Origin of the sequence: Klebsiella sp. ZJOU C1 (genome assembly GCF_035620215.1) — a bacterium.
Classification (GTDB): Bacteria; Pseudomonadota; Gammaproteobacteria; order Enterobacterales; family Enterobacteriaceae; genus Klebsiella; species Klebsiella variicola.
Genome location: NZ_CP141644.1, coordinates 567,243 through 587,031, shown reverse-complemented (window position 1 = coordinate 587,031; position 19,789 = coordinate 567,243). Strand labels below are relative to the sequence as shown.

The following is a 19,789-nucleotide window of genomic DNA, read 5'->3' as shown; positions in this document are numbered from 1 at the left end:
AGGCTCGCCATGACCGACGAACAGATTGAAGGTTTAGTCGCGCGAATTTTACAGCGCCTGCGCCCGCCGGTACTGGTGATGGTGACCGCCGCTGACGGCTACCGCACGGCAATCCGCCAGCGCCTGGCAAGCTGCGGCTACCCGCTGCGCCTCGCGCTGGAGGAGGGTCTCGCCGACGCCGCCGCGTGGCAGGAGGTGGGCGAGATTATCCCGTCATCGGCCTGGCAGGATGCCCTGCCGTCAGCGCCGTGGCGGGCGGTACTGCTGCCGTTTCTCGATTACCCGCTGGCTTCAGACCTGCTGAACGGCACGCTGCGCAGCCCGCTCGCCCGCTGCGCGCACGAGGCGCTGCTGGCGGGTATTCCCGTGCTGGCGCTGCGCTACCACTGCGATCCGCTCAGCGAACTCAACCAGTTGCGCGGGGCGCAGGCCGACAGCGCCTACGCCGGACATCTGCAGGCCACGCTGACTCGCCTGGAAGCCTGCGGCGTCTTCCTCGGCACCATGAATGAGCTGCTGACGACGCTGGACGCGCCCACCGCGCCTGCCGCCAGCAGCGAACCGCGCCGTTATCTCACCGTCACAGACATAGTGAATAATCCGGCGCTGGCGGCGGCCCCGCACGCGCAACTGACCGATGCGGCCATTGATTATTTAAAAAACAGAAAGATATGACCTTACCCAACTATGAACCTGGAGCTTAACGATGTCTTCGAAAACAAAATGCTGGTTATGGATGCTGCTGGTTATCCTCTCCGAAACCTCGGCAACCTCGACGTTAAAAATGTTCGGTAGCAGCGAAGGCAGCACAAAAATGCTGCTGCTCGTATTGCTGATTGCGCTCTATTGCACCTGCTATTACTCGCTCTCAAGGGCGGTGAAAGATATCCCGGTCGGCCTGGCGTACGCCACCTGGTCCGGAACCGGTATCCTGGTGGTCTCGACGCTGGGAATGGCATTCTACGGCCAGCATCCGGATACCGCCGCCATCATCGGCATGGCGGTGATCGCCAGCGGCATCGTTATCATGAACCTGTTCTCGAAAATGGGTTCCGAAGAGAGCGAAGAGCCCGCACCCGCCGCGCCAGTCGCCTCTATGGATAAGAAAATCGCCAACTAACAGGAAAGGAACACCCTATGTTTAATCTCGGATTTTTATGGCTGGCGCTGTCTATCGGCTCCGAAATCACCGGCACCTCGATGATCAAAAAAACCAACGGCTTCAGCAAACTGGCGCCTTCGGTGCTGGTGGTCTGCGCCTACGGCCTGTGTTACTTCGCCCTCACCCGCGCGATGAGCACCATTCCGGTGGGCGTAGCCTACTCGCTGTGGTGCGGCTTCGGTATCGTCGGCGTGACGATTTGCTCCATGATCCTCTATAAGCAGAAACCGGACCTGGCGGCCATTATCGCCATGGCGCTGATTATCTCCGGCGGCGTTATCATGAACGTCTTCTCGACCATGTAATACGAGGCGGGTTTACCCCGCCGTGATTTCGTGGCAGGATAAAAAGATGAACAGAAACGTTATCGTTACCTATCCCCGTCGTTGGTGGCTGCCTGCATAACAGGCGGCACGATACACGTTTCCATTTTCAAAGCCGCCGGAAGGCGGCTTTGGTGTTTTCAGGACGTCTTTCGGCTGAACAGTCTGATAAGGAGTCCCTGATGAACCATCCACAAATCATCCTCACCGGCGACCGCCCGACCGGCCAGCTGCACCTTGGCCACTACGTCGGCTCGCTACGCCAGCGCGTCGCGCTGCAGCACGACCACCAGCAGTTTATCCTGATCGCCGACCTGCAAGGGCTCACCGATAACGGCAGCAACCCGCAAAAAATCAGCCACCATATCCTCGAAGTCATGGCCGATTATCTGGCCGTCGGCATCGACCCCAGGCTCACCACTATTTGCCTGCAGTCCGCTCTGCCCGCGCTGGCGGAGCTCAGCGCGCTGTATATGAATATCGTCACCGTCGCCCGCGTGGAACGTAATCCGACGGTCAAAAATGAGATTGCCCAAAAGGGATTCGCCCGTTCGCTGCCAGTGGGCTTTCTTGCCTATCCGATTAGCCAGGCGGCCGATATCACCGCCTTCAAGGCCGAGCTGGTGCCGGTGGGTGACGATCAGCTACCGATGATTGAGCAGACCAACGAGATCGTCCACAAGATGAATAGCCTCACCGGCGAGCCGGTGCTGCGCCACTGCAAGGCGCTACTCAGCGAAGTGAGCCGCCTGCCGGGCGTCGACGGTAATGCTAAAATGTCGAAATCGCTGGGCAATACGCTGACGTTATCGGCCAGTGAAGAGGAGATCCACCGCGCGGTCAGCGCGATGTATACCGACCCGACGCACCTGAGAGTCAGCGATCCGGGACATGTCGACGGCAACGTGGTGTTCACCTATCTCGACGCTTTCCATAGCGATAAGGCGCTGGTGGCAGAGATGAAAGCCCACTATCAGCGCGGCGGGCTGGGCGATCGCCAGTGTAAGAATGAACTGGAAACCTGCTTGCAGGAACTACTGGCGCCGATCCGCGAACGCCGGGCTACCTATATTCAGGATAAAGGGATGCTGCTTGAGCTGCTGCGCCAGGGCAGCGAACGTGCCCACCAGCTCACGCAGCAGACGCTGCATGAGGTGAAGCGCGGGCTGGGGCTGCCGGTGCTGTTCTGAGTTTCAGAGCCCTTCCCAGGTCGCGCTACGCTTACCGGGGCTGCGGTTTTATCCCCCGCCTTTGTGCATCTTCACGCAGTTGCGCCCCTCGCGCTTGGCGGCATACAGCGCGTTATCGGCGTCGCGCAGCAGCAGGTTGTAATCGGGGTGACCGGTGTGGGCGGCAAAGCCAATGCTGGCGGTGATGGGGATCTGCGTGTCGCCGCCAACGTTAAACGCCAGCTGGCCAATCTTTTTGCGCAGACGTTCAAGGAGAGGGAAAGCCTCTGCCGCGCGGGTCTCCACCAGCACCAGCAGAAACTCCTCGCCGCCGTAGCGGAAGAGATAGTCGCTGGAGCGAATATTATCGCTGAGCAGATCGGCTACGTGCTTAATGGCGCGGTCGCCGACCATATGGCCCCATTTGTCATTGATCTCTTTAAAGAAATCAATATCGATAATCGCTACCGTCAGCGGCAGGTCATACTCAATCGCCAGGGTGACTTCATGCTTGAGCACCACAGGCAGATAGCGACGGTTAAGCAGGCTGGTTAGCGCGTCTTTGCCATTTTGCATCTGCGACAGACTACTGAATAACACTCCCAGCTGGCTGCTGATGTGCTGGCAATGGATATGGATCTTTTGCAGCAGGCTCTGAGTATTTTTATAACCAGCATCCTGTTCCGCGGTACGCCATTCGGTAATCAACGCATCCACCTGACCGATCAACTCAGTAATCTCCCCCATCTGCGGATTGTGGTTAAAATAGCGAACGCATTTATGGCGAAACCACAAACCAAATTCGGATTCAGATAATAACGTTGCGTTAAGGTCCGTCCTGTTCTCACTGACGATATTAAAAATCGCACTATTTTCCCAACCCGAAAGCGATGCCTGCTGCTTGCCATACTCCATCGGGACGTTATCCATCAGGCTGTACAGACGAAAAGCTTCTTCATTTTTGGTAGCCCGATAATGCGACAGCGTATAGGCGTGACACATCATCTCCACCGCCATATTCATCGCCATGATCGCGTAATGGATAGCCGCTATCCCTGTGTCCCGCGCGACCTGGCTGTCACGAATCGCCTCCACCAGCCCGGATTTTATCTGCCGCGCGCCGCGCAGCACCGCCTCTGCCGGGATGCCAATCCGCGAATGAATGCTGCCGATCTGATACTGGCGCTCCGCAAGAGCCTGAAGATCCTCTTTTTCACAGGTCAGGATCTGCTGTACCCATCCCGCCAGAGAGCGGCTCAGACGTTCCTCAACCAGCTCATAAGAGAGGTGCCTGGCGATATCCGGATCCTGAAAAATAAAATCGTAAAAGCGGGTCGCTAACATCGACGATCGCTCATCGGCCATTTTTTTAAGTAATGCACGGACGTCCGGCGTCAGGCTGTCATACAGCGGTAGCCATTCCTTAAAAATCACGGCGATATATTTTTGGCTTTCTTCATTCATGAAATTAAAGCACTCGTCGGATGTTTCTCAATGCCAGGAGCGGAATCATATCGTAGTTACCGGGGGGCAACCAGATAACAAAACAGGCGCCCTGTTTTCGCGGTTTTATCCTGACGGTTGGTATTTCTGTTAACGCACCGACAAGACCATGCACTTCGTATGGACAACATCGCCACGAATGTTACTATCGCGATGACGGTAGCTCTCACTATGCGTGTTTCATTAAGGCCTGGATCGCTGATGATGACCACATAAGTAGCACAGCGATCGGCTGCGCATCGACGCGGCAGAGCGCGGCGTCAGCGGCCTTTACCCCCACCTTTTCGTCCCTCGCAAGGAGGACGCTCCGCTCGGCGGAGGAAACACGCGCACCACTCAGCAAAGGGAATCAAGCGAGTCGCGTATGGACAAAATAAAGAAACGTTGGGCAGGGTATCTTGTCGGCTTACTGGTGGTGCTCGCCGCCGCCGCATGGTGGCTGCTGCGCCCGCCAGGTCTCCCGGACGGTTTTGCCAGTAGCAACGGCCGAATCGAAGCCACCGAAGTCGATATTGCCAGTAAAATCGCCGGGCGTATCGACACGATTTTGGTCAAAGAGGGCCAGTTTGTGCGTCAGGGAGAAGTCCTCGCGAGGATGGATACTCGCGTACTGAACGAGCAGCGTCTTGAAGCCGCCGCACAAATCAAGGAGGCGGAAAGCGCGGTGCTCGCCGCCAGAGCCTTGCTCGATCAGCGGCAGAGTGAAATGCGCGCCAGCGAAGCAGTGGTGAAGCAGCGCCAGGCGGAGCTGGATTCCTCGGCGAAACGCCATGTCCGCTCGAATGCCCTGTCGCAGCGCGGCGCCGTCTCCGCCCAGCAGCTGGATGACGACCGCGCGGCAGCAGAGAGTGCCCGCGCGGCGCTGGAATCGGCAAAAGCCCAGGTCTCTGCCGCCCGCGCCGCCATCGAAGCTGCCCGCACCAGCATTATTCAGGCGCAAACCCGCGTCGAAGCCGCCCAGGCGACCGAACGGCGGATCCTTGCCGATATTGACGATAGCGAGCTGAAAGCACCCCGTGATGGCCGCATTCAGTATCGCGTCGCTGAGCCAGGCGAAGTCCTGGCCGCCGGTGGCCGGGTGCTGAATATGGTCGATCTCGCCGATGTCTATATGACCTTCTTTCTGCCAACCGAACAGGCTGGCCTGCTGGCGCTCGGCAGCGAAGCGCGCTTGATCCTTGATGCCGCGCCGGATCTGGTGATCCCGGCCAACATCAGCTTTGTCGCCAGCGTCGCCCAGTTCACGCCGAAAACGGTAGAAACCAGCGACGAGCGCCTTAAGCTGATGTTCCGCGTCAAAGCGCGCATCCCGCCGGAGCTGCTGGCGCAGCATCTGGAATATGTCAAAACCGGCCTGCCCGGCATGGCTTACGTGCGGGTGGATAAACAACAACCCTGGCCTGAGGCGCTAACGGTGAGGTTGCCGCAATGAAACTGACGCCGCAGGATACCTCGCCCCCCGTCGCCCTGCTGGAAAACGTTGGCCAGCAGTATGGCGCCACCATCGCGCTGCGGGATATCAGCCTGGCGATCCCGGCACGGCGTATGGTTGGTCTGATTGGCCCGGACGGCGTCGGCAAATCGAGCCTGCTCTCGCTGATCGCCGGGGCGCGGGCCATTGGACAGGGTAACGTGATGGTGCTTGGCGGCGATATGCGTGATGTGCATCACCGCCGCGACGTGTGCCCGAAAATCGCGTGGATGCCACAGGGGCTGGGGAAAAACCTCTATCACACCCTCTCGGTGTATGAAAACGTCGACTTCTTCGCCCGCCTGTTTGGTCACGATAAAGCAGAGCGCGAACTGCGTATCAACGAGCTGCTGCAGAGCACCGGGCTGGCGCCGTTTCGCGATCGCCCCGCCGGAAAACTCTCCGGTGGGATGAAGCAAAAGCTCGGCCTGTGCTGCGCGCTGATCCATGACCCTCAATTACTGATCCTCGATGAACCGACCACCGGCGTCGACCCGCTTTCCCGGGCGCAGTTCTGGGAGCTTATCGACAGTATTCGCCAGCGCCAGCCGGAGATGAGCGTGCTGGTGGCTACCGCCTACATGGAAGAGGCCGAGCGCTTTGACTGGCTGGTGGCGATGAATGCCGGCGAGGTGCTGGCGACCGGCAGCGCCGCGGAGCTCAAAGCCCAGACCGGCAGCCAGACCCTGGAGCAGGCGTTTATCGCCCTGCTACCTGAAGCGCAACGTCAGGCGCATAAGGCGGTAATCATCCCGCCGCGCGACGACCGTGAGGAAGAGATCGCTATCGAAGCGCGCGGCCTGACCATGCGCTTCGGCAACTTTGTTGCCGTCGACCACGTTAACTTTCGCATCGCCCGCGGCGAAATCTTTGGCTTCCTTGGATCTAACGGCTGCGGCAAATCCACCACCATGAAGATGCTCACCGGCCTGCTGCCCGCCAGCGAAGGTGAAGCCTGGCTGTTCGGCCAGCCGGTCGACCCGAAGGATATCGCCACCCGCCAGCGGGTGGGCTATATGTCACAGGCCTTTTCGCTCTATAGCGAACTGAGCGTTCGGCAAAACCTCGAGCTGCACGCCCGCCTGTTTCATATCCCGGACGACGAAATAGCCCACCGGGTCGCTGAGATGAGCGAGCGCTTTATGCTGACCGAGGTTAAAGACGCGCTTCCCGCCGATCTGCCGCTGGGGATCCGTCAGCGCCTGTCGTTAGCGGTGGCGGTCATCCACCGCCCGGAGATGCTGATCCTCGATGAGCCGACCTCCGGCGTCGACCCGGTGGCGCGCGATATGTTCTGGCAGCTGATGGTAGACCTGGCGCGCCAGGATCGCGTTACTATATTTATCTCCACCCACTTTATGAATGAGGCGGAACGCTGCGATCGCATCTCGCTGATGCACGCCGGCAAGGTGCTGGCCAGCGATACGCCGCAGGCGCTGGTTGAGCAACGTGGCTCAGCCAGCCTCGAAGAGGCGTTTATCGCCTGGCTGCAGGAAGCGGCGGATGCCGCACAACCGACCGTTTCTGTCTCTACCACGCCCGCACCGCCTGCTGTCGTATCACACCAGCAGAACGCGTCCCCACGCCAGTCATTCAGCCTGCGCCGCCTGTTTAGCTACAGCCGCCGCGAGGCGCTGGAGCTGCGCCGCGATCCGGTGCGATCGACGCTGGCGCTGCTGGGGACGGTGATCCTGATGTTTATCATGGGTTATGGGATCAGCATGGACGTTGAGGATCTGCGCTTTGCCGTCCTCGACCGCGACCAAACCCTCAGCAGCCAGGGCTGGTCGCAGAACATAGCCGGTTCACGCTACTTTATCGAGCAGGCGCCACTGCACAGCTATGACGAACTGGACCGCCGGATGCGTGACGGCGAACTGGCGGTGGCAATAGAGATCCCGCCGAACTTTGGTCGCGATATCGCCCGCGGCACACCGGTGCAAATCGGCGTCTGGGTGGACGGCGCGATGCCCAACCGCGCGGAAACCGTGCGCGGTTACGTGCAGGCGATGCATCTCGCCTGGCTGCAGGAGATGGCCGGCCGCCAGAGCAGCCCACAGCGCGATACCTCGCTCATCTCCATCGAGACCCGCTATCGCTATAATCCGGACGTGAAGAGCCTGCCGGCCATCGTCCCGGCGGTGATCCCGCTGCTGCTGATGATGATCCCGGCGATGCTCAGCGCCCTGAGCGTAGTCCGTGAGAAAGAGCTCGGATCGATTATCAACTTGTACGTAACGCCAACCACCCGCAGTGAATTCCTGCTCGGCAAGCAGCTGCCTTACATCGTACTGGGGATGTTTAACTTCTTCCTGCTGTGCGCGCTGTCGGTCTTTATCTTTGGCGTCGCGCATAAGGGCAGCTTCCTGACGCTGACCCTGGCGGCGCTGCTGTATGTCACCATCGCCACCGGTCTGGGGCTGCTGATCTCAACCTTTATGAAGAGCCAAATCGCCGCCATCTTCGGTACCGCGATCATTACGCTGATCCCGGCAACCCAGTTCTCCGGGATGATCGATCCGGTGGCGTCGCTGGAAGGGCCCGGGCGCTGGATCGGGCAAATTTATCCGACCAGCCACTTCCTGACTATCGCTCGCGGCACCTTCTCCAAAGCGCTGAATCTCAGCGATTTGTGGGGCTCGTTCATTCCGCTATTGATTGCGGTGCCGCTGGTGCTCGGGCTGAGCGTGCTGCTGCTGAAGAAACAGGAGGAATGATGCGCGGATTACGCAATATTTATAATCTTGGCGTCAAAGAGCTGCGCAGCCTGCTCGGCGATAAAGCGATGCTGGCGCTGATCGTGTTTGCGTTTACCGTGTCGGTGTACTCCTCGGCCACGGTGATGCCCGGTTCGCTGCACCTGGCGCCGATCGCGGTTGCTGATATGGATAAATCCCAGCTCTCTTCACGCATTATTAACGCTTTCTACCGTCCCTGGTTTCTCGAGCCGGAGCTGATCACCGCTGATGAGATGGACGCCGGGCTGGATGCCGGGCGCTACACTTTCGCCATCAACATCCCGCCTAACTTCCAGCGCGATGTGCTGGCCGGTCGGCAGCCGGAAATCCAGGTCAACGTTGACGCCACGCGAATGAGCCAGGCCTTTACCGGTAACGGCTATATCCAGAATATTATCAGTGGCGAAGTCAACAGCTTTGTCGCCCGTTATCGGGATAACAGCGTACTGCCGGTAGAGCTGGCGGTAAGGATGCGTTTTAACCCTAACCTTGAGCAGGAGCGCTTTGGCGCGGTGATGGCGATCATCAATAACATCACCATGCTGGCGATCGTCCTCACCGGTTCGGCGCTGATCCGCGAGCGGGAACATGGCACCATAGAGCACTTGTTGGTGATGCCAGTAACGCCGTTTGAAATCATGATGGCCAAGATCTGGTCGATGGGCCTGGTGGTGCTGGTGGTCTCCGGGTTGTCGCTGATACTGATGGTGCAGGGGATTTTGCAGGTGCCCATTGAGGGGTCGATCCCACTGTTTATGCTGGGGGTGGCGCTCAGCCTGTTCGCCACGACCTCAATCGGCATTTTTATGGGCACCCTCGCCCGCTCGATGCCGCAGCTGGGGCTGCTGATGATTCTGGTGCTGCTGCCGCTGCAGATGCTTTCCGGCGGATCCACGCCGCGGGAAAGTATGCCGCAGCTGGTACAGGATATTATGTTGACCATGCCGACCACCCACTTCGTCAGTCTGGCGCAGGCGATACTGTACCGTGGCGCCAGCTTTGCCATCGTCTGGCCGCAGTTCTTAACCTTGCTGGCTATCGGCGGGGTGTTCTTTACTATCGCGTTGCTGCGTTTTCGTAAGACTATTGGCGAGATGGCGTAAGGGCTTAAGAAGGGCCGTCGACTTACGGCGGCCCAGGGATTTATTTGTGGCGGTTCATAAAGCGACGTAAACCCCAGGTGAAGGCCATCGCCATACTAAACAGGATAAACAATAAGACAATCCAGCTGATGGAGATGCGCAGCAGCGTGCCGGGGGTCATAAACGGCTGCAGATAAACGGTGAAGGACTGGGCGGGTGATTTCCCCAGCAGTTCATAAACGTTATCCATAAGCCATACGCCGACCCGGCAGAACAGCCAGATAATCGCTGGCCAGCAGAGCAGCACCAGAAAGGTAAAGCGCTCCTGAATGTAAGTGAAGAGCTGGCGCAGTGGCGACCAGTTAAGCAGGATTTTCATTTCTATTCTCATATTGCCAGCCGATAACCTGCATATGTCTCGCAAGGTATTTCGGGCAGCATCCATACAGGCAATCATCCCCCTTTGTATAACAAATTTTCCGCCATATAAACCAGATCAAGTTAACAAAGTGTTAATGATGTAGCTCATTAAGACAAAAACAGGGAAGAAGCATACTGTTTGGCACAATACATCCGGGAGCGAAGTATTCAGTCACGGAAATATTTTTTCTGAATCGTAAGTGCGTTATTTTGCGGGAGGAAGAGGCAGCGCCATTATTTTACCGAGGCACAATAAAATGGCGCTGAAATAGAGAGATCATATTAATCGTAACTACTAATAATTATTTTCCGACTTGCATCATCCGGTAAATTCACCGTCCGCGTGATCACGCCGCGAGCATTCGTCACGCTATTTTGCGAAGCAATAAGATAGGTATTCTTTCCGCAACGCTGCTGAGGTTGTTTATTGACGATATCGGTACTGCAGGTTTCTGAAACCACCCGCCCGGAGAGCGTTAATGTGGCGGTATCAGCAGCAAACAGAGGTAAGCTTAGTCCATAAGCGAAAGCCAGAATCCCAATTAGCGGTTTTTTCATTGAATTTATAACCAGTTAACAGGATGAGAAATAAGCGAGTTGCTTTCTATTTTTCTCCCTCGGGAGAGATGATGCGTTGATTCATCACGCAGGGAATATAATCCATATTATTAGTAAGGACAATTGCAGGATAACCTATTAATGTGATAGGTATTGCTGATGTTAACGAACCCGGCGGTCGGGCCGGATGTTTCCCCGGAGGCGGTGCTGCGCACCTTGTCCGGGCTACAGGTCGTGCAGGGCGGGTGCGAATCCGTAGCCCCGGTAAGCGCAGCGCCACCGGGGAGACATACCGGCACGCTGCCCGGACCACTGAAACGCAAAAAGCCCATCCGGCAGGATGGGCTTTTTACTTGTTTGATGCCTGGCAGTTCCCTACTCTCACATGGGGAGACCCCACACTACCATCGGCGCTACGGCGTTTCACTTCTGAGTTCGGCATGGGGTCAGGTGGGACCACCGCGCTATCGCCGCCAGGCAAATTCTGTTTTCAACACGTCTCACGGACGCATCGAGTAATCTGTATCAGAGCTGAAAATCTTCTCTCAAATCGCCAAAACAGCTTCGGCGTTGTAAGGTTAAGCCTCACGGTTCATTAGTACCGGTTAGCTCAACGCATCGCTGCGCTTACACACCCGGCCTATCAACGTCATCGTCTTTAACGTTCCTTCAGGAGACTTATAGTCTCAGGGAGAACTCATCTCGGGGCAAGTTTCGTGCTTAGATGCTTTCAGCACTTATCTCTTCCGCATTTAGCTACCGGGCAGTGCCATTGGCATGACAACCCGAACACCAGTGATGCGTCCACTCCGGTCCTCTCGTACTAGGAGCAGCCCCCCTCAATTCTCCAGCGCCCACGGCAGATAGGGACCGAACTGTCTCACGACGTTCTAAACCCAGCTCGCGTACCACTTTAAATGGCGAACAGCCATACCCTTGGGACCTACTTCAGCCCCAGGATGTGATGAGCCGACATCGAGGTGCCAAACACCGCCGTCGATATGAACTCTTGGGCGGTATCAGCCTGTTATCCCCGGAGTACCTTTTATCCGTTGAGCGATGGCCCTTCCATTCAGAACCACCGGATCACTATGACCTGCTTTCGCACCTGCTCGCGCCGTCACGCTCGCAGTCAAGCTAGCTTATGCCATTGCACTAACCTCCTGATGTCCGACCAGGATTAGCTAACCTTCGTGCTCCTCCGTTACTCTTTGGGAGGAGACCGCCCCAGTCAAACTACCCACCAGACACTGTCCGCAACCCCGGTCAGGGGCCTACGTTAGAACATCAAACATTAAAGGGTGGTATTTCAAGGTTGGCTCCACGCAGACTGGCGTCCACGCTTCAAAGCCTCCCACCTATCCTACACATCAAGGCTCAATGTTCAGTGTCAAGCTATAGTAAAGGTTCACGGGGTCTTTCCGTCTTGCCGCGGGTACACTGCATCTTCACAGCGAGTTCAATTTCACTGAGTCTCGGGTGGAGACAGCCTGGCCATCATTACGCCATTCGTGCAGGTCGGAACTTACCCGACAAGGAATTTCGCTACCTTAGGACCGTTATAGTTACGGCCGCCGTTTACCGGGGCTTCGATCAAGAGCTTCTCCTTACGGATAACCCCATCAATTAACCTTCCGGCACCGGGCAGGCGTCACACCGTATACGTCCACTTTCGTGTTTGCACAGTGCTGTGTTTTTAATAAACAGTTGCAGCCAGCTGGTATCTTCGACTGGTCTCAGCTCCATCCGCAGGGACTTCACCTACACACCAGCGTGCCTTCTCCCGAAGTTACGGCACCATTTTGCCTAGTTCCTTCACCCGAGTTCTCTCAAGCGCCTTGGTATTCTCTACCTGACCACCTGTGTCGGTTTGGGGTACGATTTAATGTTACCTGATGCTTAGAGGCTTTTCCTGGAAGCAGGGCATTTGTTACTTCAGCACCGTAGTGCCTCGTCATCACACCTCAGCGTTAAAAAGGTACCGGATTTACCTGGAATCCTCCGCCTACATGCTTAAACCGGGACAACCGTCGCCCGGCTAACATAGCCTTCTCCGTCCCCCCTTCGCAGTAACACCAAGTACAGGAATATTAACCTGTTTCCCATCGACTACGCCTTTCGGCCTCGCCTTAGGGGTCGACTCACCCTGCCCCGATTAACGTTGGACAGGAACCCTTGGTCTTCCGGCGAGCGGGCTTTTCACCCGCTTTATCGTTACTTATGTCAGCATTCGCACTTCTGATACCTCCAGCAGCCCTCACAGGCCACCTTCGCAGGCTTACAGAACGCTCCCCTACCCAACAACGCATAAGCGTTGCTGCCGCAGCTTCGGTGCATGGTTTAGCCCCGTTACATCTTCCGCGCAGGCCGACTCGACCAGTGAGCTATTACGCTTTCTTTAAATGATGGCTGCTTCTAAGCCAACATCCTGGCTGTCTGTGCCTTCCCACATCGTTTCCCACTTAACCATGACTTTGGGACCTTAGCTGGCGGTCTGGGTTGTTTCCCTCTTCACGACGGACGTTAGCACCCGCCGTGTGTCTCCCGTGATAACATTCTTCGGTATTCGTAGTTTGCATCGGGTTGGTAAGTCGGGATGACCCCCTAGCCGAAACAGTGCTCTACCCCCGAAGATGAGTTCACGAGGCGCTACCTAAATAGCTTTCGGGGAGAACCAGCTATCTCCCGGTTTGATTGGCCTTTCACCCCCAGCCACAAGTCATCCGCTAATTTTTCAACATTAGTCGGTTCGGTCCTCCAGTTAGTGTTACCCAACCTTCAACCTGCCCATGGCTAGATCACCGGGTTTCGGGTCTATACCCTGCAACTTAACGCCCAGTTAAGACTCGGTTTCCCTGCGGCTCCCCTATACGGTTAACCTTGCTACAGAATATAAGTCGCTGACCCATTATACAAAAGGTACGCAGTCACACCCGAAGGTGCTCCCACTGCTTGTACGTACACGGTTTCAGGTTCTTTTTCACTCCCCTCGCCGGGGTTCTTTTCGCCTTTCCCTCACGGTACTGGTTCACTATCGGTCAGTCAGGAGTATTTAGCCTTGGAGGATGGTCCCCCCATATTCAGACAGGATACCACGTGTCCCGCCCTACTCTTCGAGTTCACAACCTGTGTATTTTGGTGTACGGGACTATCACCCTGTACCGTCGGACTTTCCAGACCGTTCCACTAACACACAAGCTGATTCAGACTCTGGGCTGCTCCCCGTTCGCTCGCCGCTACTGGGGGAATCTCGGTTGATTTCTTTTCCTCGGGGTACTTAGATGTTTCAGTTCCCCCGGTTCGCCTCGTTAACCTATGTATTCAGTTAACGATAGTGCAACGAATTGCACTGGGTTTCCCCATTCGGACATCGCCGGCTGTAACGGTTCATATCACCTTACCGACGCTTTTCGCAGATTAGCACGTCCTTCATCGCCTCTGACTGCCAGGGCATCCACCGTGTACGCTTAGTCGCTTAACCTCACAACCCGAAGATGTTTCGTAAAACACCATCGTGTCGCGAAAATTTGATAGACTCGAACACACCATTAAAGATGTGTCGTTTCAATTTTCAGCTTGATCCAGATTTTTAAAGAGCAAATATCTCAAACGTCACCCGAAGATGAGTTTTGAGATACATCGGCACGCGTCTTTCACTCACGAACCAGCAAGTGGCGTCCCCTAGGGGATTCGAACCCCTGTTACCGCCGTGAAAGGGCGGTGTCCTGGGCCTCTAGACGAAGGGGACACTGAAGTCTCAATCGCAAGACGCCTTGCTTCTTTACTTTCATCAGACAATCTGTGTGAGCACTACAAAGGCAGGTTCTTTAAGGTAAGGAGGTGATCCAACCGCAGGTTCCCCTACGGTTACCTTGTTACGACTTCACCCCAGTCATGAATCACAAAGTGGTAAGCGCCCTCCCGAAGGTTAAGCTACCTACTTCTTTTGCAACCCACTCCCATGGTGTGACGGGCGGTGTGTACAAGGCCCGGGAACGTATTCACCGTAGCATTCTGATCTACGATTACTAGCGATTCCGACTTCATGGAGTCGAGTTGCAGACTCCAATCCGGACTACGACATACTTTATGAGGTCCGCTTGCTCTCGCGAGGTCGCTTCTCTTTGTATATGCCATTGTAGCACGTGTGTAGCCCTGGTCGTAAGGGCCATGATGACTTGACGTCATCCCCACCTTCCTCCAGTTTATCACTGGCAGTCTCCTTTGAGTTCCCGGCCGAACCGCTGGCAACAAAGGATAAGGGTTGCGCTCGTTGCGGGACTTAACCCAACATTTCACAACACGAGCTGACGACAGCCATGCAGCACCTGTCTCACAGTTCCCGAAGGCACCAATCCATCTCTGGAAAGTTCTGTGGATGTCAAGACCAGGTAAGGTTCTTCGCGTTGCATCGAATTAAACCACATGCTCCACCGCTTGTGCGGGCCCCCGTCAATTCATTTGAGTTTTAACCTTGCGGCCGTACTCCCCAGGCGGTCGATTTAACGCGTTAGCTCCGGAAGCCACGCCTCAAGGGCACAACCTCCAAATCGACATCGTTTACAGCGTGGACTACCAGGGTATCTAATCCTGTTTGCTCCCCACGCTTTCGCACCTGAGCGTCAGTCTTTGTCCAGGGGGCCGCCTTCGCCACCGGTATTCCTCCAGATCTCTACGCATTTCACCGCTACACCTGGAATTCTACCCCCCTCTACAAGACTCTAGCCTGCCAGTTTCGAATGCAGTTCCCAGGTTGAGCCCGGGGATTTCACATCCGACTTGACAGACCGCCTGCGTGCGCTTTACGCCCAGTAATTCCGATTAACGCTTGCACCCTCCGTATTACCGCGGCTGCTGGCACGGAGTTAGCCGGTGCTTCTTCTGCGGGTAACGTCAATCGATGAGGTTATTAACCTCACCGCCTTCCTCCCCGCTGAAAGTGCTTTACAACCCGAAGGCCTTCTTCACACACGCGGCATGGCTGCATCAGGCTTGCGCCCATTGTGCAATATTCCCCACTGCTGCCTCCCGTAGGAGTCTGGACCGTGTCTCAGTTCCAGTGTGGCTGGTCATCCTCTCAGACCAGCTAGGGATCGTCGCCTAGGTGAGCCGTTACCCCACCTACCAGCTAATCCCATCTGGGCACATCTGATGGCATGAGGCCCGAAGGTCCCCCACTTTGGTCTTGCGACGTTATGCGGTATTAGCTACCGTTTCCAGTAGTTATCCCCCTCCATCAGGCAGTTTCCCAGACATTACTCACCCGTCCGCCGCTCGTCACCCGAGAGCAAGCTCTCTGTGCTACCGCTCGACTTGCATGTGTTAGGCCTGCCGCCAGCGTTCAATCTGAGCCATGATCAAACTCTTCAATTTAAGTTTGATGCTCGTGAATTAAACTTCGTAATGAATTACGTATGTTCACTCAGAGACTTGGTATTCATTTATTGTCCGAAGACATTAAGAATCCATGTCACTTTGAGTGCCCACACAGATTGTCTGATAAATTGTTAAAGAGCAGTTGCGACGCGCTTTAGCGCTCTGTCGCGAGGTGGCGTATATTACGCTTTCCTCTTTCAGAGTCAACCCTGAATTTCAGGATTTTTCTCTTCAACCGAACTGGCTGTTTGTGTGAAGTGATTCACATCTGCCGTGTCAGTGGGAGCGCATTATAGGGAGTTCGCCGGAAGTAGCAAGCGTTAAAATAGAAAAATCTTATCGACCGCTCATTATTTGAACTTTTCGCTTATTCATCTTCTTACCATTCAAGGCGCCATCCCAGTGTTCATGCGGCCTGCAGCGCCGTTTACGCTAAGATCGTTTTTTGGCAAAAATGTGATTTTTCTCTCTTACCCAACGCCATTATCGCGCCGATGGTGAATTAAGCACCACTCTTGACCCACGACAAAGCGCCCACCTGGCCCCCGTTTCTATAATCAGGCCCGTTTCTTCTTACTGGTAATAATCGATGGCTTATCAACTCAACATTAACTGGCCCGAGTTTTTAGAGAAGTACTGGCAAAAACAGCCGGTGGTATTAAAAAACGCGTTTCCGGACTTCGTCGACCCGATTACCCCGGACGAGCTGGCCGGATTAGCCATGGAGCCGGAAGTCGACAGCCGACTGGTCAGCCTGACCAACGGCAAATGGCAGGCCAGCAATGGTCCTTTTGAACATTTTGACGGGCTGGGCGAAACCGGCTGGTCGCTGCTGGCCCAGGCGGTAAACCACTGGCATATGCCCGCCGCCGAGCTGGTGCGCCCGTTCCGCGTACTGCCGGACTGGCGCCTGGACGACCTGATGATCTCCTTCTCCGTCCCCGGCGGCGGCGTCGGCCCGCATATCGATCAGTATGACGTCTTTATTATTCAGGGCATGGGCAGCCGCCGCTGGCGCGTGGGCGATAAGCTGCCGATGCGTCAGTTCTGCCCGCATCCGGCACTGCTGCACGTCGATCCGTTCCCGCCGATCATTGATGAAGATCTGCAGCCGGGCGATATCCTCTATATTCCACCAGGATTCCCGCACGATGGCGTGACCCACGAAACCGCGCTGAACTACTCCGTCGGCTTCCGCGGGCCAAACGGTCGCGACCTGATCAGCAGCTTCGCCGACTATGTGCTGGAGAACGATCTTGGCGGCGAACACTACAGCGATCCGGACCTCACCTGCCGCGAGCATCCGGGCCGGGTGGAGGAGTATGAACTCGAACGTCTGCGCACCATGATGATCGACATGATTCGCCAGCCGGAAGACTTCAAGCAGTGGTTCGGCAGTTTCGTGACCACCCCGCGTCACGAGCTGGATATTGCGCCGGCGGAACCACCGTATGAAGAAGAGGAAGTGGTCGATGCGCTGCTGGGTGGCGAAAAGCTTTCTCGTCTGAGCGGCCTGCGCGTTCTGCATATCGGCGACAGCTTCTTCGTGCATAGCGAACAGCTGGACACCACCGATGCCGAAGCGCTGGATGCGCTGTGCCGCTATACCTCATTAGGTCAGGAGGAGCTCGGCAGCGGCCTGCAGAATCCGGCGTTCGTGAGCGAACTGACGCGGCTGATTAATCAGGGCTACTGGTACTTCGAAGAGTAAGAGAGCGGCAATACTGCGGGCGGCCGCCTGGCGCTGCCCGCTGACTTTCAGCCGTTATTGCGTCTATTTCGGCAGCACCACAATAAACCGCGTAGAGCGCAGATCGGACTGCACCGCTACGCTGCCGTGGTGGGCGCTGACGATGGATTTCACAATCGCCAGGCCGATACCGCTGCCCTCGCCTTTGCGCTGACGCGAGGGGTCGACGCGATAGAAACGGTCAAACAGCCGCGGAAGATGCTCGACGGCAATCGGCGTACCGGGATTCTCCACCACCAGACGGATCGTCTCGGCGCTTTCGCTCAACTGGATGGTCACCGCCTGGCCGGCCGGCGTGTAGCGGATCGCATTCGACAGCAGGTTGCTGATCGCTCGCCGCAGCATCAGCGGATCGCCCGTCACCCGGCAGTGGCTGCCGACAAAGCGCAGCGCCACCGCCTTCTCTTCCGCCCACGCTTCAAAGAACTCAAACACCTTATGCACTTCATCAGCCAGATCCAGCGCCTGTTGCTCAGGGATCAGCTGGTTATTATCCGCCTGGGCGAGGAACAGCATATCGCTGACCATCCGTGACATCCGCGAGAACTCTTCAAGATTGGAATAGAGCACCTCTTCCAGCTCCTGCTGGCTGCGGCTCTGGCTTAAAGCGATTTCGGTTTGCGTCACCAGGTTGGTAATCGGCGTGCGGATTTCATGGGCGATATCGGCGGAGAAGTTGGACTGGCGGGTAAAGACATCCTCTATGCGCTCCAGCATATGGTTAAACGACAGCGCCAGCCGCTCCAGCTCGATAGGCACGGCCTGCGGGTCAAGGCGCACGTCGAGATCCCGCGAGGTAATATTCTGGATCTGGCGACTGATCTGGCGGATGGGCTTATGCCCCTGATAGACCACAAACAGCACGATGGCGATGATCAGCAAACTGATTATCGTCGCCGCGGAAATCAGCTTCGCTTTCAGCTCATTAATATAGTGCAGGTGAAAATCGATGGATAAGGCCATCAGCAGGTGGTACGCCGGTTTGCCGTCCGCCTGCTTGCCCAGCGGTAGCATGATCAGCCGCCAGGCGCGGGTCTCCATTGGATGATTATCATGAACCATCTTTCGCGGCTGCGGGTCAGTCCATGAAATCACATTCCCGTCGCGCAGCTGCATCGCCAGCCCCGGCGTACTCAGCATATGGCTGAGATCCGGCCCGTCGGGCGACTGAAACAGAATATTGCCCTGGCCGTCGTCCAGACAGATAAAGACGTTGGCGTAACCCGCAATGATATTCCTCACGATCTCCAGTCGCCGCGCCTGCGGGTAGTCGGCGTGGTTGAGCACCGTCTCCAGGGTGGTGCTGAGCTGCCTGAGATCGTGCACGTCGCGCTCTTCAAAGTGGGCCTTCACCGAATGGATCATGATCCAGGTGAAAGCAAAGAAGGCAATGATGGTGGCGAGGCTAATAAAGAAGGTCAGCCGGGTTGCCAGGGAAAAGGGGCGCTTAGCGGCCATCCGGCACCTCAAGCATATAGCCGACGCCGCGCACGGTCTGGATAAGCTTCGGCTCGAAGTCGTTATCAATTTTGGCGCGCAGCCGCTTCACCGCCACGTCAATGGCGTTAGTGTCGCTGTCGAAATTCATATCCCAGACCTGCGAGGCAATCAGCGAACGCGGCAGCACCTCGCCCTGATGGCGCAGGAAGAACTCCAGCAGAGTGAATTCCTTACTGGTCAGGGTGATACGCGTCGCGCCACGCGTCACCTTGCGGCTGACCAAATCGACGCTGAGATCCGCCGCCTGAAACTGGCTTTCGACGATGACCGCCGCTCCACGGCGCAGCAGGGTCCGCACTCGCGCCAGCAGCTCCGCAAAAGCAAATGGCTTCACCAGATAGTCGTCGGCGCCCAGCTCCAGGCCCTTCACCCGATGCTCGATAGTGCCAAGCGCGGTGAGCAGCAGGATCGGCATGCCTTTATTGGCGGCGCGCAGCATGCGCACGATATCCCAGCCGTTCACATCCGGCAGCATGATGTCGAGGATCAGCAGATCGTAATCGCTGGTCATTGCCAGGTGATAGCCGTTAAGGCCGTTATCGGCCAGGTCGACGACGAAGCCGGCCTCGGTGAGCCCTTTGGTCAGGTACTCTCCGGTTTTCTTCTCATCTTCGACAATCAAAATCTTCACGGCAGGCTCCTTCACGCGCGTTCTGTGCGGGTATTCAATTTTAGAGGAGCGCCTCCGGATAGCAATGAAATATCAGGAAAATGACAGCTTTGTCATTTTCCTGTCA

13 protein-coding genes, 1 tRNA gene and 3 rRNA genes are annotated in these 19,789 nt (G+C 56.4%); 8 read left to right on the top strand and 9 right to left on the bottom strand.

Features of this window, described 5'->3' with window-relative positions:
• Positions 1–9: 9 nt before the first annotated feature.
• From SPE70_RS02710 to trpS, 4 genes are all read left to right on the top strand, one after another.
• On the top strand, positions 10–675 hold the full coding sequence (locus SPE70_RS02710) for a hypothetical protein (protein ID WP_064166998.1): 666 nt from the start codon (positions 10–12) through the stop codon (positions 673–675).
• A 31-nt stretch (positions 676–706) separates the two neighbouring features.
• Positions 707–1,120: a DMT family transporter gene (locus SPE70_RS02705; RefSeq protein ID WP_046882164.1), complete on the top strand. Its 414-nt coding sequence runs from the start codon at positions 707–709 to the stop codon at positions 1,118–1,120.
• 17 nt (positions 1,121–1,137) lie between these two features.
• Complete coding sequence (locus tag SPE70_RS02700) at positions 1,138–1,467, top strand: DMT family transporter (RefSeq protein WP_004204123.1); 330 nt, start codon at positions 1,138–1,140, stop codon at positions 1,465–1,467.
• Positions 1,468–1,667: 200 nt separating this feature from the next.
• Positions 1,668–2,675, top strand: coding sequence for a tryptophan--tRNA ligase (gene trpS, locus SPE70_RS02695; protein ID WP_064170642.1), 1,008 nt, complete (start codon positions 1,668–1,670; stop codon positions 2,673–2,675).
• Between the two features lie 48 nt (positions 2,676–2,723).
• On the opposite strand, the gene SPE70_RS02690 is transcribed toward trpS, so the two are convergent.
• Positions 2,724–4,118 (bottom strand): diguanylate cyclase, encoded by a 1,395-nt coding sequence (locus tag SPE70_RS02690; protein WP_012542993.1) that lies wholly within the window; start codon positions 4,116–4,118, stop codon positions 2,724–2,726.
• A 403-nt stretch (positions 4,119–4,521) separates the two neighbouring features.
• Between SPE70_RS02690 and SPE70_RS02685 the strand changes: the two genes are divergently transcribed.
• Genes SPE70_RS02685 through SPE70_RS02675 form a run of 3 tightly spaced genes read left to right on the top strand, consistent with a single transcriptional unit; the run spans position 4,522 to position 9,469 of the window.
• Positions 4,522–5,589 (top strand): HlyD family secretion protein, encoded by a 1,068-nt coding sequence (locus tag SPE70_RS02685; protein WP_008807610.1) that lies wholly within the window; start codon positions 4,522–4,524, stop codon positions 5,587–5,589.
• Complete coding sequence (gene rbbA / locus SPE70_RS02680) at positions 5,586–8,345, top strand: ribosome-associated ATPase/putative transporter RbbA (protein ID WP_063106338.1); 2,760 nt, start codon at positions 5,586–5,588, stop codon at positions 8,343–8,345. The genes SPE70_RS02685 and rbbA overlap by 4 nt, the downstream gene beginning before the upstream one ends.
• Positions 8,345–9,469 carry an ABC transporter permease gene (locus SPE70_RS02675; protein WP_012542996.1) on the top strand — a complete coding sequence of 375 codons (1,125 nt, stop codon included), beginning with the start codon at positions 8,345–8,347 and terminating at the stop codon, positions 9,467–9,469. Before rbbA ends, SPE70_RS02675 begins: the two co-directional genes overlap by 1 nt.
• Before the next feature lie 40 nt (positions 9,470–9,509).
• On the opposite strand, the gene SPE70_RS02670 is transcribed toward SPE70_RS02675, so the two are convergent.
• The 6 genes from SPE70_RS02670 to SPE70_RS02645 form a co-directional block, all read right to left on the bottom strand.
• A complete protein-coding gene (locus SPE70_RS02670; RefSeq protein ID WP_012969041.1) occupies positions 9,510–9,827 on the bottom strand; it encodes a hypothetical protein in 318 nt (105 codons plus the stop codon).
• Positions 9,828–10,150: 323 nt separating this feature from the next.
• Positions 10,151–10,426, bottom strand: coding sequence for a DUF2574 family protein (locus SPE70_RS02665; protein ID WP_012542998.1), 276 nt, complete (start codon positions 10,424–10,426; stop codon positions 10,151–10,153).
• A gap of 362 nt (positions 10,427–10,788) precedes the next feature.
• Positions 10,789–10,904: ribosomal RNA gene (gene rrf, locus SPE70_RS02660) — 5S ribosomal RNA — on the bottom strand.
• Between the two features lie 96 nt (positions 10,905–11,000).
• Positions 11,001–13,907 (bottom strand): 23S ribosomal RNA (locus tag SPE70_RS02655).
• A 191-nt stretch (positions 13,908–14,098) separates the two neighbouring features.
• Positions 14,099–14,174: transfer RNA gene (locus SPE70_RS02650), tRNA-Glu, on the bottom strand.
• A gap of 85 nt (positions 14,175–14,259) precedes the next feature.
• A 16S ribosomal RNA gene (locus SPE70_RS02645) occupies positions 14,260–15,799 on the bottom strand.
• Together the 16S, 23S and 5S rRNA genes with 1 tRNA gene alongside form the textbook arrangement of a ribosomal RNA operon.
• Positions 15,800–16,391: 592 nt before the next feature.
• On the opposite strand from SPE70_RS02645, the gene SPE70_RS02640 reads away from it, so the two are divergent.
• Positions 16,392–17,513, top strand: a complete 1,122-nt coding sequence (locus SPE70_RS02640; protein WP_012542999.1) for a ribosomal protein uL16 3-hydroxylase — start codon at positions 16,392–16,394, stop codon at positions 17,511–17,513.
• A gap of 63 nt (positions 17,514–17,576) precedes the next feature.
• On the opposite strand, the gene SPE70_RS02635 is transcribed toward SPE70_RS02640, so the two are convergent.
• Both SPE70_RS02635 and cusR read right to left on the bottom strand, forming a co-directional pair.
• Positions 17,577–19,010: a Cu(+)/Ag(+) sensor histidine kinase gene (locus tag SPE70_RS02635; protein WP_049163086.1), complete on the bottom strand. Its 1,434-nt coding sequence runs from the start codon at positions 19,008–19,010 to the stop codon at positions 17,577–17,579.
• Positions 19,000–19,683 (bottom strand): copper response regulator transcription factor CusR, encoded by a 684-nt coding sequence (gene cusR, locus SPE70_RS02630; protein ID WP_008807068.1) that lies wholly within the window; start codon positions 19,681–19,683, stop codon positions 19,000–19,002. The genes SPE70_RS02635 and cusR overlap by 11 nt, the downstream gene beginning before the upstream one ends.
• Between the last annotated feature and the right edge of the window lie 106 nt (positions 19,684–19,789).

Coding starts and splice junctions, on each gene's coding strand:
- SPE70_RS02710 (WP_064166998.1), top strand. CDS start 10: ATGACCGACGAACAGATTGAAGGTTTAGTCGCGCGAATTTTACAGCGC.
- SPE70_RS02705 (WP_046882164.1), top strand. CDS start 707: ATGTCTTCGAAAACAAAATGCTGGTTATGGATGCTGCTGGTTATCCTC.
- SPE70_RS02700 (WP_004204123.1), top strand. CDS start 1,138: ATGTTTAATCTCGGATTTTTATGGCTGGCGCTGTCTATCGGCTCCGAA.
- trpS (WP_064170642.1), top strand. CDS start 1,668: ATGAACCATCCACAAATCATCCTCACCGGCGACCGCCCGACCGGCCAG.
- SPE70_RS02690 (WP_012542993.1), bottom strand. CDS start 4,118: ATGAATGAAGAAAGCCAAAAATATATCGCCGTGATTTTTAAGGAATGG.
- SPE70_RS02685 (WP_008807610.1), top strand. CDS start 4,522: ATGGACAAAATAAAGAAACGTTGGGCAGGGTATCTTGTCGGCTTACTG.
- rbbA (WP_063106338.1), top strand. CDS start 5,586: ATGAAACTGACGCCGCAGGATACCTCGCCCCCCGTCGCCCTGCTGGAA.
- SPE70_RS02675 (WP_012542996.1), top strand. CDS start 8,345: ATGCGCGGATTACGCAATATTTATAATCTTGGCGTCAAAGAGCTGCGC.
- SPE70_RS02670 (WP_012969041.1), bottom strand. CDS start 9,827: ATGAAAATCCTGCTTAACTGGTCGCCACTGCGCCAGCTCTTCACTTAC.
- SPE70_RS02665 (WP_012542998.1), bottom strand. CDS start 10,426: ATGAAAAAACCGCTAATTGGGATTCTGGCTTTCGCTTATGGACTAAGC.
- SPE70_RS02640 (WP_012542999.1), top strand. CDS start 16,392: ATGGCTTATCAACTCAACATTAACTGGCCCGAGTTTTTAGAGAAGTAC.
- SPE70_RS02635 (WP_049163086.1), bottom strand. CDS start 19,010: ATGGCCGCTAAGCGCCCCTTTTCCCTGGCAACCCGGCTGACCTTCTTT.